Source organism: Aeromonas sp. JL9 (assembly GCF_024436075.1).
Classification (GTDB): Bacteria; Pseudomonadota; Gammaproteobacteria; order Enterobacterales; family Aeromonadaceae; genus Aeromonas; species Aeromonas veronii.
On sequence record NZ_JANFNV010000006.1, the window covers coordinates 116687 to 133495 of the forward strand.

Consider the following 16809-nt stretch of genomic DNA (forward strand, 5'->3'; position numbering starts at 1 on the left):
GGCCAATCAGGCTCCGGGCGGGTATGCTGTTGACCCCCATCGCCCGAGAGCCCTTTCCCATGAGCACCACCGTCTTTTTTGCCGTTCTGCTGGCAGCCCTGCTTCACGCCAGCTGGAATGCGCTGGTCAAAATTGGCGAAGAGCGGCTGGTGGGGGTATCACTGGTGGCGATCTTCTCAGGGCTTATCGCCGCCGTGGCGCTGCTGCCAATGGGGCTTCCCTCCACTGCCGAGCTGCCCTGGCTCGGCCTCTCAGTCCTGCTCCATATCGGTTACTGCCTGTTTCTCAGCCATGCCTACAATCAGGGCGATTTTGGCCAGATCTATCCGCTGGCCCGTGGCAGCGCCCCACTGCTCGCCATGGCGTTAAGTGCCCTGCTGCTGGGGGACTACCCCGGTTACGGCGGCATCATCGGCGCCTGCGTGCTGATCATGGGGGTCTTGCTGATGGCCTGGCGAGGTGGGCAGCAGCGCCTTGACAGCAAGGCAGTTCGGGCAGCACTGATCACGGCCATGTTCACGGCGACCTATACCCTCTCGGATGGGGCCGGCGCCCGCGCAGGGGGTGAACCGGTACGCTACACCCTCTGGCTCTTTGCCTGCACCGGGTTGGCGATGCTGCTGGTGCTGATCGTCCACCAGAGGCGTAACGCCTGGCGCCAGATCCGTCAATATGCACTGGTTGGCGCCACCGGAGGGGCTATGTCACTGCTCGCCTACGGGATTGTTATCTGGGCCATGACCCAAGCCCCCATTGGCGTGGTCGCGGCTCTGCGCGAAAGCAGTGTGCTGTTTGCCATGCTGCTCTCGGTCTGGCTGCTGAAAGAGCCGCTCGGGCGCATGCGGCTGACGGCGGCGGCCATTATCACTGGCGGCGTGCTGCTGACCCGGCTGGGAGGATAAGCGCTGTCACCATTGGGGCGTATTTATCAGGCAGGATGGCGTAATTCACTCCGCCAAATATGCCGAATACAAATAATGGAAATAAGTGTCGACCCGAGCGTAAATGTTTACATCCGCAACGTATCAATTAACTGGCAGGTCTGTTTATTTCAACCACAGCTTCATTCGGGAAACTTACCTGCCCAGCAGCATTAATGATAAAATCGTTCACCGTTAATTTTCGGCAACGCTGACCAATACCGCGCATGGCACAGACCATGCAGCTCCGCCCATACATTCATTGACCGCCTGACGGGTAAGCCAGCCCGGTCAGAGATGACCCGATCGCGCCCGCCACAGCAGGATGGCATGGCGCTACCGCGTTATTAATGGGTCCGGTTTCGTCTGTTTAATTTTTGATTATTTTAAATCCAGCACCATCAGGGAGTTTTTAATATGTCGGCAAAAAAGCTGAAGTTGGGCGCCTTTATATTGATGATATTAACATCGGTATTTGGCGTCACTAATATCGGGATCGGTTTTTACCGAATGGGATATGCCGCCATTCCGATGTTCGTGATCGGCGGTCTGTTTTTCTTCATCCCGTTCATTTTGATGATGATCGAATTCGGCACCGGCTTTCGCAAAGAGGCGGGCGGCATCTTTACCTGGATGCGCCACTCGGTCTCGACCCGATTCGCCTTTATCGGTCTGACCATGTGGTTCGCTTCCTACGTCATCTGGATGTTTGGCAAGGCGCTCTCTATGTGGATGCCCCTCTCCTTCATGCTGTTTGGCCGCGACATCACCGTCATCCCGGTCACCCTGGGCACCAGCATCGACTTCGGCCCCTTTATTCTGGGAGTGGTCGCCATCGCGCTGGTTGCCACCGTCACCAAGCTCATCACCCTGGGTAGCGCCCGCTTCGCCAAAGTGGCGGCCATCGGCGGTCTCTCCGTGGTGGCACTCAACGTGTTGCTGCTGGTCGGTGGCGTCTTCACCTTCGCAGTGAGCGGCATGACTCTGCAGGAACCCTTCACCCAGGCATCGCTGACGGCTTCTCCCAATGCCGCTTTCAACGACATCATCCCCTTCCTCGGCTTTATGGTGTTCGCCATCTTCGCCTACGGCGGGGTCGAGGCGATGGCCGGGGTGGCTGACGAGCTGGAAGATCCGGAGCGCGACCTCAAGCGCGGCATCTTCCTCTCCGGCGCCTTCATCGTGCTCTGCTACATCATCGGCTTTCTGGCGGTCGGCTCCATCATGCGCTGGAGCGACTTCCCGGCCGAGGGGATCACCTCTCTCTCCGCCCTCTTCATCATCATGCTGGAGCTGGGGCGCCATCTCGGTGGCGAGTGGCTGGGACAGGTATTCATGCGCTTTGCTGGACTTGGTATGTTCCTGAGCTATCTGGGTGCCTTTATCGCCCTCTCCTACGCGCCGCTGCGCCAGTTCATCACCGGCACCCCGAGCTACTTCTGGCCGGAGCGTTTCCAGCGCGAGAACGAGAATGGCGTGCGCATTGAAGCCCTCAAGGTGCAAGCCTGGGTGGTCTGTCTGTTCATTGCCGCCAAGTCCATCTTTACCCTGATCAACCCGGAAGGGGCCGCCGCCCTCTACGAGCTGATCATCACCATGACCAACGTCGGCATGACCCTGCCCTACATGTTCCTCATCTACGCCTGGTATCGCTATCGCAACAACCCGGCGCTGGGCAAAGACCTGATCTTCTTCAAGAGCGCGGGCTCGGTACTGCTGGCTACCATCATCAGTCTGATCCTGGTCGCCTTCGGCAACGTCTTTACCGTGGTGGCCCCCTTTATCTCCGGCGATATCTCCACCGGCGTCTGGACCATCATTGGCCCGCTGCTGTTCGTGGTGATCGCCATGCGCTTCAAGATCAAGCAGGAAGATGCCCACTAAACGGTAAGCAATGCTCCATGCCTATCGGGACCGTTCTGGTCCCGATTTTTTTAGCGCCGGCGCCGGCTTCCGCTCACCATCACGACCAACCCATATTGTTAATGCAGAAAAGACTCTATGGAGACCCTTTTTACGTTCTCCTCGCCGCCAGAGCGCACTCAACGCCGTAAATTATCAATATCAAGGTGAGAATGATTGTGAAGCGCCAGTTCACGACATATAACTTAGCGAGATATCCCTGTATTTCGTCCGGTAGAGCTGATCATGATGATGCGTTCCCTCCTTCCCCTGTTGCTTGGCGCAGTAATGCTGCCGGCCACTATGGACAGTGCCCATGCCAACCCCTTTGCCGCCAGCAGCAAGAGCAGCAGCGGCTTTCTCGAGCGACGGGATGTGCCCAACCTCAGCTCGGCCGCTTTCGTGGTGGCCAACCACAGAACCGGCGAGGTGATCTCCGAGCGCAACGGCAACCGGGTAATGCCCATCGCCTCACTCACCAAGCTGATGACGGCGCTGGTGGTGCTGGATGCCAACCTGCGCCTCAACGAAATGCTCACTGTGACCAATGCCGACATCGACCGCATCAAGGGAACCGGCTCGCGCCTGGCCATCGGTTCCAGGCTCAGTCGCGCCGAAATGCTCCATATCGCCCTGATGTCCTCTGAAAACCGCGCCGCCTCGGCGCTGGCCCGCCACTATCCCGGCGGCCAGCGCGCCTTCGTCGAGGCGATGAATGCCAAGGCCCGCATGCTGGGGATGTGGAATACCCGCTACGCCGACAGCACAGGGCTCAACCCGCGCAATGTCTCCACCGCGCAGGATCTCGCCAAGCTCGCCGCCGCAGCTGCCTCCTATCCGCTGATCCGCCAATATTCCACCGACGAGCAGAGTTATGTGCGCACCAACAAGCGTCAGCTGCACTACCTCAACTCCAACCGGCTGATCCGCGAAGGGCAATGGGAGTTCACCCTTTCCAAGACCGGCTATATCCGCGAAGCGGGCCGCTGCCTGGTGCTGGGCACCAAGGTCAATCGTGAGCCGGTGATCATGGTGCTGCTCAATGCCGAGACCACCAACGATCGGGTCGCCGATGCCAAGCGGATCAAAACCTGGCTGGAGAGCTCGGGCAGAACCACCCTTGCAGCCAACCAGAGCAGCATGCTGACTCACCAGTAGGCTCGAGATCCCCAACCAAGCGAGGCACCTGCCTCGCTTTTTTTTATCTGCATGAGCGCGCCCAAAAAATGGGATCCAGTTCCCGCTACAGGTAACACCTTCCGCCATCTCGTTACAAAACGTAACTACTCAACAGCGTGATTCACACTAATAGAATCAATTGGTTGTAACCTGGCAGCAAGAATTTTAGCGTGCCATCACAACCCCTGTAACGACGAGCCACCATGCGTATTTCCAGTATCGAGTGCGGGCGGGTACTGGCCATTCTGGCCGTGATGACCATTCACGTATCCCCCTTCGCCAATCCGTTCAATCCCGCCCTGTGGGGAAGTGGATCCTGGCTCTGGCTGAGCGGCGCCATCAACCAGTTATGCCGCTTTGCCGTGCCGCTGTTTTTCCTCTGTGCCGGTTACTTTCTGCAGCCGAGGCTGAGTCACGAAGCGCCGCTGACCGTTGCCTGGCGCTACTGCCACCCCTTGCTGCTGCTCTGGCTGGTATGGAGTCTGGTCTACCTGCTGCTGCCGTTCAATCCACTGGATGCCGTGCAGCAAGGCTATCTGGCCTCCCTGCGCGGGCAGTGGCAATTCCAGCTCGGCGACCCCCTCAATGGCTGGCTGGTGGGCGGCATGATCCACCTCTGGTTCCTGCCTGCCTTGGTCATGGCGGTGGCCCTGCTGGCTCTCTGTTACCGGCTTGGCAGACCATCGCTCGCCATCTGGCTGGGTCTTGGCCTCTACTTGCTGGCGCTGCTGGGGGGCTCCTATGCCAAGCCGCTGCTGGGTGCCGAGTGGCCACTGCTCACCCGTAACGGCCCCTTCTTCTCCCTGCTGTTTGTGGCGCTTGGTGCCCTGCTGCGCCAGCGTCAGTGGCAGCCCGATGCCCGCACCGGCTGGCAACTGCTGCTGGTGGGCGTGGCGCTCTATGGCTGTGAAGCCTGGGCGCTGCAGCACTTCGCCGGGGTGCAACTCACCCGCCACGACTTCCTGCTCGGCTCCCTTCCCTGGACTATCGGCCTGTTTGGCCTGCTGCTGGCCAACCCCGAGTGGGGCAAGGGCAGCTGGCTTGAACGTCAGGCCCCCAAAGTGCTCGGGATCTACTGCCTGCACATGATGCTGGTGGTCTGGCTCTTCGTGTTCGGCCCGCAGGGCGCATCCATCCTGTGGGAGATCGCCAAGGTGCCGCTGCTGCTGGGATCATCTCTGCTGGCCTATCGCCTGATGGCGGCCCTGCCACTCGCCCATCGACTGCTGCGTACCCACTGAACCCTCCATCCGGCCCGTCCTATCGGGCCGGATGCCTCTTCACGTTTTGTCCCTTTCTCTTCCGCTACGCCCTTTTTCCCTTGCTTCGTTCGCGCGGTTTGCTGCAATGGCTCTGCTTTTCAGCCGAGCTCCCCCGACCGCACAACCCTCCTCCAATGCCCCTATCCATTTTCACCTTGCCAGACAAATGAAAATCAATATCATTGGCATCCCGCTTTGGCGGGTCAGGCTAATTATAATTAAATCAATATGTTCGAGCCGTCAGGTCGACATCCAAAGAGTCAATATTGAATATGCAGCACCCTCACTTTCGCAGAACGCTGGTCTCGCTGGCACTGCTGGGCACCGGCTTCACTGCCCAGGCCACCGATGAAACCATGACTGTGGTTGGCAAACGCTCCCAGCATCAGGAAGTTGCCACCGCAACCCGGACCAATACGCCAGCCAAGCTGGTGCCCCAGACCATCGACAGCGTCAAGGTCAGCGAGCTGACCGCCTTCGGCCAACCAACGCTGAGTGAAGCCCTGAGCGGCATTCCCGGTGTTAACGCCAGCGGTGATACCCGCTTCGACGGGGTCAATATCCGCGGCTTCAGCGCCAGCAACGACTTCTATCTCGACGGATTCCGCGACGACATGCAGTACACCCGGGATCTCGGCAACATCGAGCGGGTGGAAGTGCTCAAGGGCCCGGCAGCCGTGCTCTACGGCCGTGGCAGCACGGGGGGCATCGTCAACCGGGTCAGCAAGAAGCCGCAGAAAGGGCAGGAGTCCAGCGTCACCGCCCGGGTCGGCAGCTTTGACAGCCAGCGACTGGCTGCCGACCTCAATGGCGAGGCGAGTGAGCAGGTGCAACTGCGCCTCAACATGGCGCAAGAGGACAAAGATAGCTTCCGCAACGGCGTGAAGAGCAAGCGCACCCTGCTGGCCCCCTCCGTCAACTGGGAGATCAGCGACAACCTCAACTGGCTGGTGCAGTACGAGCGCAACGAACATGACCGCACCCCGGATCGCGGCATTCCCGGGGTCAATGGCCGTCCGGCCGATGTGCCGCGAGAGTATGTCTACAGCGATACCAGCCGCGACTTCATCGATGACGTGGCGCAATCCACCCGCTCCCGCCTCTCCTGGGATATCAACGATCAGTGGCAGTTGCGCCAGCAGCTCGGGTACTCCACCCTCGACAGCCAGTTTGACAACACCTATGTCACCAGCGTCAAAGGGGATAAGGTGACCCGCTCCCGCTGGCAGCAGGACCTAAAAGCGAAGAACCTGATCAGCAACACCGAGGCCGAAGGTCTGTTCCAGACCGGCCCGGTGGAACATCGCCTGCTGGTTGGCTTCGAGCAGAACTGGCAGGAGCGCACACCCAAGCTCTACCAGAACGCCACCGCCATCCCGTCTGGCAATCTCTACGATCCGGGCTCGCTGCCCACCTACAATGGCGCCATGAAGCTCTCCAGCGACGCCAAACACAAGGTGCGCGGTAATGGCCTCTATCTTCAGGATCAGCTCAGCCTGGGTGACTGGCATCTGGTGGGTGGGCTGCGCCGTGACGACTTCACCGTCACCAGTCGCCGCTACGACCTCAACAAGGAGGAGAGCGTCTCGGTCAACAGCCTGAGCCCGCGCCTCGGTCTGGTGTGGAATCCCCTCGAGGATCACGCCTTCTACACCTCCTACAGCAAGACCTTCACTCCGGTGGGCGGCGAGCTGATCGGCATCACCCCGGGTGACAAGAACAACGGGCTGGAACCCCAGCACACCCGCCTCTACGAAGGTGGTGTGAAGAGTGACTGGCTGAACGGCAAGCTGGCGACCACTCTCTCCCTCTATCGACTGGAGATGTACAACAAGCGCACCAAGGATCCGCTGGATCCCACCAAGGTGATCCTCACCGGCCTGCAGCGCACCGAGGGTGTCGAGCTGAGCGCCCGCGCCGAGCTGACCGACGAGATCTACCTGCGTGGTGGCTTCGCCATTCAGGATGCCGAGCAGGTCAAGGCGGATGCGGATCTGCAGGGCAAGCGCCCGATGAACGTCTCCCGTCAGAATGGCCAGCTCTATCTCGGCTACAAGAGTGGCGAGCAGGGCTGGTTCGGCGAAACCGGCGTGACGGCAGTGGGCGATCGCTTTGCCGACAACGCCAACACCACCACTCTGCCCGGTTACGCTCGCTTCGATGCGCGCGCCGGTTATCGCTGGCAGCAGTGGGAAGCCGAGCTGAGCGCCGAAAACCTGACCGACCACGAGTACTTTGTCAGCGCCACCAGTGCCACCCAGATCATGCCGGGTACGCCCCGTCAGCTGAGCCTGACCGGAACCTACCGCTTCTGATCTCTGTGACAACCACCCCGACTGGCCAGCCCTTGCTGGCCAGTTTTTTTATGAAGCAACCACGATGAAACGCAGAAGAGTTCCCCTTCACAACAACAAATGGGTACGCCGCCTCCATGCTTGGGCCGGCTTTTTTACCCTTGCCCTGATGCTGATGTACGGCATCACCGGCCTCTGGCTGCAACACCGTGCCGTGTTGCCCATCCCCGGCCCCCACACCAATAAATCGAGTGAAGAGATAGTGCTGGAGGCACCGCTCGCCAGCCCGGAGCAGCTGAAAATCCTGCTGCAACAGCGCTATCCCGATACCTTTGCCGACGGGCGAACCATGATCACCCCGGCCCAGACCCTGCCCACCCCGAACGGCCCGCTCATCCTGCCCGCCAAGTGGGAGATGCGCGGTGTCACCCTCAGCCAGAGCGTGGCCGCCAGCTATGTCGAGGGTACCTTGCTGGTTCGCACCGATCTGCAACTGGCCAACTTTGCCGCCAGCCTCAACCGGCTGCACCGCGGCATGGGTACCGGCCTCGGCTGGCAGCTGTTTGGCGATATCGCCGCCCTGGCCCTGTTGCTGCTCGCCCTCACCAGCCTGTTTATGTGGACCAAGCTGCACGGCACACCCAGAGCCATCATCGCGCTGACACTCGCTGGCAGCCTCGGCACCCTGCTGTTTGCCCTGCTGGGATAGCACGGCAACCATGTTCTGATGCAGCAAGGTTTGGAAAAAAACCGCAATAGAAACAGACCGCTGGCGGTGATGCCGTCAGCGGCTATATCAAGGAAATGAAATAACGGAGAGCGGGAAAAGAGAAGGGATACCAAGAGGTAACGGGAAGTACTGCCTGCTCAGCAGCAACGCTGCCAATGCGCAGGAACGCCAAAAAACAAAAGGCCATCATTGCTGATGGCCTTTTGTCATGAATTTGATGGTGCCCGGGGTCGGACTCGAACCGACACGGTTATTCACCGGCGGATTTTGAATCCGCTGCGTCTACCGATTTCGCCACCCGGGCAACTGCGAGGGATTATACGAATGGCGCGATGCCATGCAAGGTGTTTTTCGATTGAACACTCCCGTTTGTTCATTTATTCAACGCCTTGCCGATGCGGGGCCAGTTACATAGAATGCCGCCATCATCTTAATGGAATAAAAACGATGGCCAAGCCTAAAAAAGTCCAACAAAAATCCCCCTCTCCCGCCACTCAGCCATACCCGTCAGCAGGTCTGCTGCGTCGCCTCGGCGCTCTGATTTATGATGCGCTGGTGGTGACTTCGCTGCTGATCATCGCCGGCTTTATCGGCATGGGTGTCGCCAAGCTGCTGCTGGTTACCGGCATGGCCAGCGTACCGGCGGGTGAAGATACCGTCTGGTTGCTGACCCGCCACCACCTGAGCCTGATCTACACCCTGTGGCTCGCCTTCGTCATCTGCGGTTTCTACACCTGGTTCTGGACCCGTGCTGGCCAGACCGTCGGCATGCGCGCCTGGCGGCTGCGCATTCAGAACGAAGATGGCAGCCATATCCGTATTACCCAGGCGCTGATCCGTCTCGCCACCGCCGCCTTTGGTCTGGGCAACCTGATGTGCCTGTTCAACCGCCAACGTCCGCGAGCGTTTCAGGATATCTGGGCCGAGTGCGAAGTGATCGTGCTGAGCAAGCAGGAAAATCTGGAATTGTTGAACAAGTAATACCGGAGCAATGCAGCAACGAAAGAGGGCACCAACAGGTGCCCTCTTTGCATTTCCTCATAACCTCGTGCGGATTACTGCTTGCGGCTGAGGATGTAGAAGGAGATACCGCCAAACAGCAGGCTGGGCGCGATAGCCGCCAGAATCGGCGGTACCGCATAGACCAGACTGATGGGGCCAAACACCCGATCACTCACATAGACGGCAAAGCCGGTCATGATCCCCATCAGCATCCGCGCCCCCATGCTCACCGAACGCAACGGGCCGAAGATGAAGGAGGAGGCCAGCAGGATCATCGCCACCACCGAGAGTGGTGACAGCAATTTGCGCCACATCTCCAGCTTGTAGCGACCGGCATCCTGCTTGTTGGCATCGAGATAGCCGATGTAGTCGAGCAGACCGGAGACCGAGAGGTTCTCGGGGTCGATACTCACCACCCCCAGCTGTTTGGGCGTCAGCTCCGAGCTCCACTCCATCTTGTCATGCTGTTCGCTGCGGATCTGCGCCGGGTCGTCGAAGCGGGTAACCTGGGTCTGCTTGAGCAGCCAGTGGTGACGCTCGAACACCCCCTCCTGCGCCTGCACCACATCGATCAGCTTGCGCTCGGGGGTGAAGCGATAGAGGGTGATGCCGGTGAGGGCACCATCGTTACGCACCCCGTTGATATTGACGAAGTTGTTGCCATCGCGAGCCCACACCCCGTAGGCGGAAACCGTCAGACGACCTTCGGAGAGCGCGCCCGCCTTGATGTCATCTGCCATCCGCTTGGCGATGGGGGCCACATATTCCCCCATCAACCCCACCATGATCATCAGCGGGATCGCCGTCTTGAGCGCCGCCATCACGATACTGATCTTGGAGCGACCCGCCGCCTGCATCACCACCAGCTCGGAGCTGGTCGCCAGCTGACCCAGACCAATCAGGCCACCCAGCAGCGCGGCCAGCGGGAAGAAGAGCACCGCCTCCTTGGGCATGGAGAGCAGCACATAGTAGAGGGCGTTAATCATGTCGTAGTTGCCGTCACCGACCGACTTGAGCTGCTCTACATACTTGATGAGCGCCGCCAGACCAACGAGCGTGATTTCACACAGCAGGATCGACATAAAGATGACCCGACCGATATACCTATCGAGAATGCCAAACATCAGCAGAAGTTCCTATGTTGCAGCATCATGCTGATTTTCTGTTGAAATAGCGCCCTTTCACCCCGTTCCACCAGCTGGTGCCCTGCAGATTGAGGGGCAGGCCGATAAACAGCAGGTAACCGAGCGGTACCAGGAACATCCCCGGCCAGTAGGGCAGCCGACCGCTGTCGATGGCCGAACGGGCGGCGCTGAGCAGCAGGAAGTAGGATAGATAGAGCATGATGGCCGGCAACAGCTTGGCGTAGCGCCCCTGACGGGGATTGACCCGCGCCAGCGGTACCACCAGCAGGGTGAGCACCGGAATGGAGAGGGGCAGCGAGATACGCCACTGCAATTCCGCCATCATGGCGTTGTCCTGGGTACCGAACAGTTCCATGGTCGGCTTGGCCGCCGCCTTGCGGTTGGAACGCTCCATCTCCTGCTGGCGGATCACCAGACCATATTCGCGAAAATCGGAGATCTGGAACTGCTTGCCGGAGAAGTTCCCCTCGTAGCGGGAGCCATCCATCAGGGTCAGCCACTGCAGACCGTTCTCATCGACCGTCACCACCCCTTCGGTCGCCACCACCACCGAGGGAGGATTGTTCCCCTCCGCCCGCTGCAGCACGAAGATCTTTTGCAGTTTTGAGCCGTTGTCGTTCAAATCCTGGATATAGGCAACCAGACGCCCCTTGTCGAGCTCCATAAAGCGGCCCGCCTGCAGGAAGGAGATACCCGGGTCCGACTTGAACTCGTCGATCACCTGATACTCGCGCTCCTTGGCTTGCGGGGCGATCCAGCCGGTGTTGAACGCCGCAACCACCGCCGTCAGCAAGGCCAGCAACATGGCGCTGCGCATCACGAAACGGTGGCTGAAGCCGACCGCATGCATCACCGTCATCTCGCTTTCGGCGTAGAGGCGACCATGGGCAAACAAAATGGCTAAAAAGAGACTGATAGGCAGCATCAACAACGCCATATTGGGCAAGTTGAGCAGCAGCAGGGTGGAGACCAGACGTGTCGGCACCTCGCCATCGGCGGCATCACCGATGATCTTGATAAATTGTTGGCTGACAAAGATAAGCAGCAATACGAATAACACTGCCAGCTGGGTTTTCAGGGTTTCCCTGAACAAATATCGGAAAACGATCACAGTCATTCCCAAGTAAACTTGTGTTTTTAGTCGAATGCCTGAAAAATAGGGCCGTATATTGGATTTTTACCAGTTTGAACTGCGGAGCCTGTGGCTGTTCGCTCCGCCTCTGATACCCCAACAAGCACCGCATTATTCAATAAAAGGTGCCTTTTGTCTTTAGGATGTAGGAGATTCCATGGAGTTCAGTGTAAAGAGTGGCAGTCCAGAGAAGCAACGGAGCGCCTGCGTCGTAGTCGGCGTATTTGAGCCTCGTCGCCTCTCTCCGGTTGCCGAACAACTGGACAAGATCAGCGATGGCTATATCAGTTCGCTGCTGCGCCGTGGCGACCTGGAAGGGAAACCAGGCCAGATGCTGCTGCTGCATCAAGTACCGGGCGTGCTCAGCGAGCGCGTACTGCTGGTCGGATGCGGCAAGGAGCGGGAACTCGACGAACGCCAGTACAAGCAGATCATCAACAAGACCATCACCACCCTGAACGAAACCGGCTCCATGGAAGCGGTCTGCTTCCTCACCGAGCTGCACGTCAAGGGTCGGGATACCTATTGGAAGGTACGCCAGGCGGTAGAAACCACCAAGGCGGGCCTCTACAGCTTCGATCAGTTCAAGACCAACAAGGCCGAGCCACGTCGCCCGCTGCGCAAGCTGGTATTCAACGTGCCGACGCGTCGGGAACTGACCATTGGTGAAAAAGCCATCGCTCACGGTCTGGCCGTGGCCAAGGGTGTGCGGGTCTGCCGCGACGTGGCGAACATGCCGCCCAACGTCTGCAACCCGGCCTATCTGGCCTCCCAGGCCCGTCGTCTGGCCGATGCCTACGACAACATCACCACCAAGGTGGTGGGCGAGCAGGAGATGGCCGAGCTCGGCATGAACTCCTATCTGGCGGTGGCCCGCGGCTCCGACAATGAAGCCATGATGGCCATCATCGAATACAAGGGTCATCCGGATGCCAAGCCCATCGTGCTGGTCGGCAAGGGTCTGACCTTTGACTCCGGCGGCATCTCCATCAAGCCGGCCGACGGTATGGACGAGATGAAGTACGACATGGGTGGCGCTGCCTCCGTGCTCGGTACCATGCATGCGCTGGCCCAGCTGCAACTGCCGATCAACGTCATCGGCGTGCTGGCAGGCTGCGAGAACATGCCGGGTGGCAACGCCTATCGCCCGGGTGACATCCTCACCTCCATGTCAGGCCAGACCATCGAAGTGCTCAACACCGATGCGGAAGGTCGTCTGGTGCTGTGTGATGCACTGACCTATGTGGACCGCTTCGATCCGGAAACCGTGATCGACGTGGCGACCCTGACCGGTGCCTGCGTCATCGCGCTGGGTCACCACACCTCGGGTCTGCTGGCCAACCACAACCCGCTGGCCCACGAGCTGCTCAACGCCTCCGAACAGGCGGGTGATCGCGCCTGGCGTCTGCCGCTGTTCGACGAGTATCAAGAGCAGATCGACAGCCCGTTTGCCGACATGGCCAACATCGGCGGTCGTCCGGCCGGCACCATCACCGCAGCCGCCTTCCTGTCACGCTTCACCAAGAAGTACAACTGGGCCCACCTGGATATCGCCGGGACCGCCTGGAAGAGTGGCAAGGACAAAGGCTCTACCGGTCGTCCGGTGCCCCTGCTGACCCAGTTCCTGCTGAACCGGGCTGGCGTGGATATCGAAGAGAAAGAGTAACTCTCCGGCCCCTGCCGATGGCTGCATCGGAAGGGTTGGCGTTACCTGAACCACAAGGAAGAGGCCCGCCTCTTCCTTGTTTCATTCTTGAATCAGTGGGCTGCGGACGGGAAACGCCCCGTCAGCCTCATGAGGCGGTCAACAGTCCGTCACCGCAAAACGGGATCAACCTGATGAGCCAAGTGACCTTTTACCTGATGAGCGAACAGGATGACGCGCAGGCCTCTGCGGTCGAGCGACTGGCCTGCACTCTTGCGGCCGAGTCGTGGGGGGCGGGCCATATCTACCTGTTCTGCAACGATGAGGCCCAGGCCCTGCGTCTGGACGAGCTGTTGTGGCAACTGCCGCCGGAGCGCTTCGTGCCGCACCAGCTGCAAGGCGAAAGCGGCATGGCCCCGGTGGAGATCGGCTATCAGCCACCGAAACGGCGCTACGCCCGCCTCATCAATCTGGCCACTGCGACACCTTTGTTTGCAGGACACTTCGCTCAAGTGGTAGATTTTGTCCCCACTGACGAAACACAAAAGCAGCAAGCCCGCGAGCGCTACAAGCACTATCGCCAGGCAGGCCATACCCTCGAAATGAGGGATCAGCCCGTCCTTGCCGCACCGGATCCGGCGCAGCCCTGACTGCAACCAATTGATCCATAAAGAATCAACACCAGACTCCATCCATCCAGATTACGGCGAGACCATGGAAAAGACTTTTAATCACAACGCCATCGAACAGGCGCTCTATCAGCACTGGGAAGCCCAGGGTTACTTCAAGCCCCACGGCGACACCAGCAAAGACTCCTTCTGCATCATGATCCCGCCGCCGAACGTCACCGGCAGCCTGCACATGGGTCACGCCTTCCAGCAAACCCTGATGGATACCCTGATCCGCTACAACCGCATGCAGGGCAAGAACACCCTGTGGCAGGCTGGTACCGACCACGCCGGTATCGCCACCCAGATGGTGGTTGAACGCAAGATCGCCGCAGAAGAGGGCAAGACTCGCCACGATTACGGCCGTGATGCCTTCATCGACAAGATTTGGCAGTGGAAGGAAGAGTCCGGTGGCACCATCACCCGCCAGATGCGCCGTCTGGGCGACTCCGTGGATTGGGAGCGCGAGCGCTTTACCATGGATGAGGGTCTTTCCGCCGCCGTGCAGGAAGTGTTTGTTCGTCTTTACGAAGATGGCCTGATGTACCGCGGCAAGCGTCTGGTGAACTGGGATCCGAAACTCAACACCGCCATCTCCGATCTGGAAGTGGAGAACCGCGAGATCAAGGGCCACATGTGGCACCTGCGCTATCCGCTGGCCAACGGCGCCAAGACTGCCGAAGGCAAGGATTACCTGATCGTCGCCACCACCCGTCCGGAGACCATGCTGGGCGATACCGCCGTGGCCGTGAACCCGGAAGACCCGCGCTACAAGGCGCTGATCGGCCAGCACATCCTGCTGCCGCTGGTGAACCGTCTGATCCCCATCGTCGCCGACGAACACGCCGACATGGAGAAGGGCACCGGTTGCGTGAAGATCACCCCTGCCCACGACTTCAACGATAACGAAGTGGGCAAGCGCCACAGCCTGCCGATGATCAACATCTTCACTCTGGACGCCCACGTGCGTGCCGAGGCCGAAGTGGTCGACACCAACGGCAACCCGAGCACTGCCTACGATGCAGCCCTGCCGGCCGAGTTCGCCGGTCTGGAGCGCTTCGCTGCCCGTAAAGCGATTCTGGCCAAGCTGGAAGAGCTGGGTCTGCTGGACGACATCAAGGATCACGTGCTGCAGCAGCCTTACGGCGATCGCGGTGGCGTGCCCATCGAGCCGATGCTGACCGACCAGTGGTACGTGCGCGTGGCACCGATGGCCAAGACCGCCATCGAAGCGGTAGAAGATGGCCGCATCCAGTTCGTGCCGAAACAGTACGAAAACATGTACTTCTCCTGGATGCGCGACATTCAGGACTGGTGCGTCTCCCGTCAGCTGTGGTGGGGTCACCGCATCCCGGCATGGTATGACGATGCCGGCAACGTCTACGTTGGCCGCAGCGAAGATGAAGTGCGCGCCAAGCACAGCATCCCGTCCGTAACCACCCTGCGTCAGGACGAAGACGTGCTCGACACCTGGTTCAGCTCCGCCCTATGGACCTTCTCCACCCTGGGCTGGCCGAACAACACCGAGGCACTCAAGACCTTCCACCCGACCGACGTGCTGATGAGCGGCTTCGACATCATCTTCTTCTGGATTGCCCGGATGATCATGATGACCATGCACTTCATCAAGGACGAAAACGGCCAGCCACAAGTCCCGTTCAAGACCGTCTACATCACCGGTCTGATCCGTGACGAAGAGGGCCAGAAGATGTCCAAGTCCAAGGGCAACGTGCTGGACCCCCTCGACATGATCGACGGTATCTCGCTGGAAGACCTGCTGGAGAAGCGCACTGGCAACATGATGCAGCCGCAGATGGCCGAGAAGATCGCCAAGCGTACCGCCAAGCAGTTCCCGGAAGGGATCGATGCCCACGGTACCGACGCCCTGCGCTTCACCCTGGCGGCGCTGGCCTCTACCGGTCGTGACATCAACTGGGACATGAAGCGCCTGGACGGCTACAACAACTTCTGCAACAAGCTGTGGAACGCCTCCCGCTATGTGCTGATGAACACCGAAGATCAGGATTGCGGTTTTGCCGGCGGCGAAATGCAGTTCAGTCTGGCGGATCGCTGGATCCTGTCCCAGCTGCAAGTGGCCATCCGTGACTTCCGTACCGCCCTCGATACCTACCGCTTCGACATCGCGGCTGGCGTGCTGTACGAATTTATCTGGAACCAGTTCTGTGACTGGTATCTGGAGCTGACCAAGCCGGTACTGACCAAGGGTTCCGAGGCTGAGCAGCGCGCTGCCCGCCACACCCTCGTGACCGTGCTGGAAACCCTGCTGCGTCTGGCACACCCGATCATCCCGTTCATCACCGAGACCATCTGGAAATCGGTCGCTCCGCTGGCTGGCGTACACGCCGACACCATCATGATTCAGGCCTTCCCGGAGTTCGATGCCGCCAAGGTGGACGAAGCCGCGATGGCGGATCAGGAGTGGGTGAAGGAGTTCATCGTCAGCATCCGCAACATCCGCGCCGAGATGAACGTGGCCCCGAGCGTGCCCCTCAACGTGCTGCTCCAGTGCGATGCCAAGGATAGCCAGCGCGCCGGTGACAACGAGGCCTTCCTCAAGTCCCTGGCACGTCTGGAATCTATCCGCGTACTGGCAGACGGTGAAGTGGCTCCCCTGTCAGTGAAGAAGCTGATCGGCGCTACCGAGCTGATGATCCCGATGGCTGGTCTCATCGACAAGGACGCCGAGCTGGCCCGTCTGGCCAAAGAGGTTGCCCGTCTGGTGGGCGAGTGCGGCCGTATCGAAGGCAAGCTCGGCAACGAAGCCTTCGTCGCCAAGGCGCCGGAAGCAGTCATCGCCAAAGAGCGCGAGAAGCTGGAAGATTACCGTCTCCAGCTGACCAAGCTGGAAGCCCAGCAGGCCGAAATCGCCGCGCTGTAAACACCGCCCCAACCGATACACCAAAGCCCCC

At 59.8% G+C, this 16809-nt stretch carries 12 protein-coding genes and 1 tRNA gene; 10 read left to right on the forward strand and 3 right to left on the reverse strand.

The window, feature by feature from the left end; genetic code table 11:
- Positions 1-23 precede the first annotated feature (23 nt).
- The 6 genes from NOM06_RS07000 (at position 24) to NOM06_RS07025 (ending at position 8266) form a co-directional block, all read left to right on the forward strand.
- Positions 24-902 carry an EamA family transporter gene (locus tag NOM06_RS07000; protein WP_370688910.1) on the forward strand — a complete coding sequence of 293 codons (879 nt, stop codon included), beginning with the start codon at positions 24-26 and terminating at the stop codon, positions 900-902.
- Positions 903-1337: 435 nt separating this feature from the next.
- Positions 1338-2804 (forward strand): glutamate/gamma-aminobutyrate family transporter YjeM, encoded by a 1467-nt coding sequence (yjeM, locus tag NOM06_RS07005; RefSeq protein ID WP_255910646.1) that lies wholly within the window; start codon positions 1338-1340, stop codon positions 2802-2804.
- A gap of 264 nt (positions 2805-3068) precedes the next feature.
- Positions 3069-3980, forward strand: a complete 912-nt coding sequence (gene pbpG / locus NOM06_RS07010) for a D-alanyl-D-alanine endopeptidase (RefSeq protein ID WP_019444871.1) — start codon at positions 3069-3071, stop codon at positions 3978-3980.
- Positions 3981-4204: 224 nt separating this feature from the next.
- Positions 4205-5242: an acyltransferase gene (locus NOM06_RS07015; protein WP_255910651.1), complete on the forward strand. Its 1038-nt coding sequence runs from the start codon at positions 4205-4207 to the stop codon at positions 5240-5242.
- A gap of 293 nt (positions 5243-5535) precedes the next feature.
- Complete coding sequence (locus tag NOM06_RS07020) at positions 5536-7578, forward strand: TonB-dependent siderophore receptor (protein WP_255910653.1); 2043 nt, start codon at positions 5536-5538, stop codon at positions 7576-7578.
- Positions 7579-7642: 64 nt separating this feature from the next.
- Positions 7643-8266, forward strand: a complete 624-nt coding sequence (locus NOM06_RS07025) for a PepSY-associated TM helix domain-containing protein (RefSeq protein ID WP_255910656.1) — start codon at positions 7643-7645, stop codon at positions 8264-8266.
- 239 nt (positions 8267-8505) lie between these two features.
- On the opposite strand, the gene NOM06_RS07030 is transcribed toward NOM06_RS07025, so the two are convergent.
- Positions 8506-8591: transfer RNA gene (locus tag NOM06_RS07030), tRNA-Leu, on the reverse strand.
- Positions 8592-8734: 143 nt separating this feature from the next.
- Between NOM06_RS07030 and NOM06_RS07035 the strand changes: the two genes are divergently transcribed.
- Positions 8735-9268 (forward strand): RDD family protein, encoded by a 534-nt coding sequence (locus NOM06_RS07035; protein WP_199251975.1) that lies wholly within the window; start codon positions 8735-8737, stop codon positions 9266-9268.
- Between the two features lie 74 nt (positions 9269-9342).
- On the opposite strand, the gene lptG is transcribed toward NOM06_RS07035, so the two are convergent.
- Positions 9343-10413: an LPS export ABC transporter permease LptG gene (gene lptG / locus NOM06_RS07040; protein ID WP_021231808.1), complete on the reverse strand. Its 1071-nt coding sequence runs from the start codon at positions 10411-10413 to the stop codon at positions 9343-9345.
- A 25-nt stretch (positions 10414-10438) separates the two neighbouring features.
- Positions 10439-11551 carry an LPS export ABC transporter permease LptF gene (gene lptF, locus NOM06_RS07045; RefSeq protein WP_005356742.1) on the reverse strand — a complete coding sequence of 371 codons (1113 nt, stop codon included), beginning with the start codon at positions 11549-11551 and terminating at the stop codon, positions 10439-10441.
- Positions 11552-11723: 172 nt separating this feature from the next.
- On the opposite strand from lptF, the gene pepA reads away from it, so the two are divergent.
- The 3 genes from pepA to NOM06_RS07060 all read left to right on the forward strand — a co-directional run bounded on the left by pepA (position 11724) and on the right by NOM06_RS07060 (position 16778).
- Positions 11724-13232 carry a leucyl aminopeptidase gene (gene pepA, locus NOM06_RS07050; protein WP_005336423.1) on the forward strand — a complete coding sequence of 503 codons (1509 nt, stop codon included), beginning with the start codon at positions 11724-11726 and terminating at the stop codon, positions 13230-13232.
- A gap of 173 nt (positions 13233-13405) precedes the next feature.
- Positions 13406-13861 carry a DNA polymerase III subunit chi gene (locus NOM06_RS07055; protein WP_040068777.1) on the forward strand — a complete coding sequence of 152 codons (456 nt, stop codon included), beginning with the start codon at positions 13406-13408 and terminating at the stop codon, positions 13859-13861.
- Between the two features lie 64 nt (positions 13862-13925).
- Positions 13926-16778 (forward strand): valine--tRNA ligase, encoded by a 2853-nt coding sequence (locus tag NOM06_RS07060; RefSeq protein ID WP_255910670.1) that lies wholly within the window; start codon positions 13926-13928, stop codon positions 16776-16778.
- Positions 16779-16809: the final 31 nt, after the last annotated feature.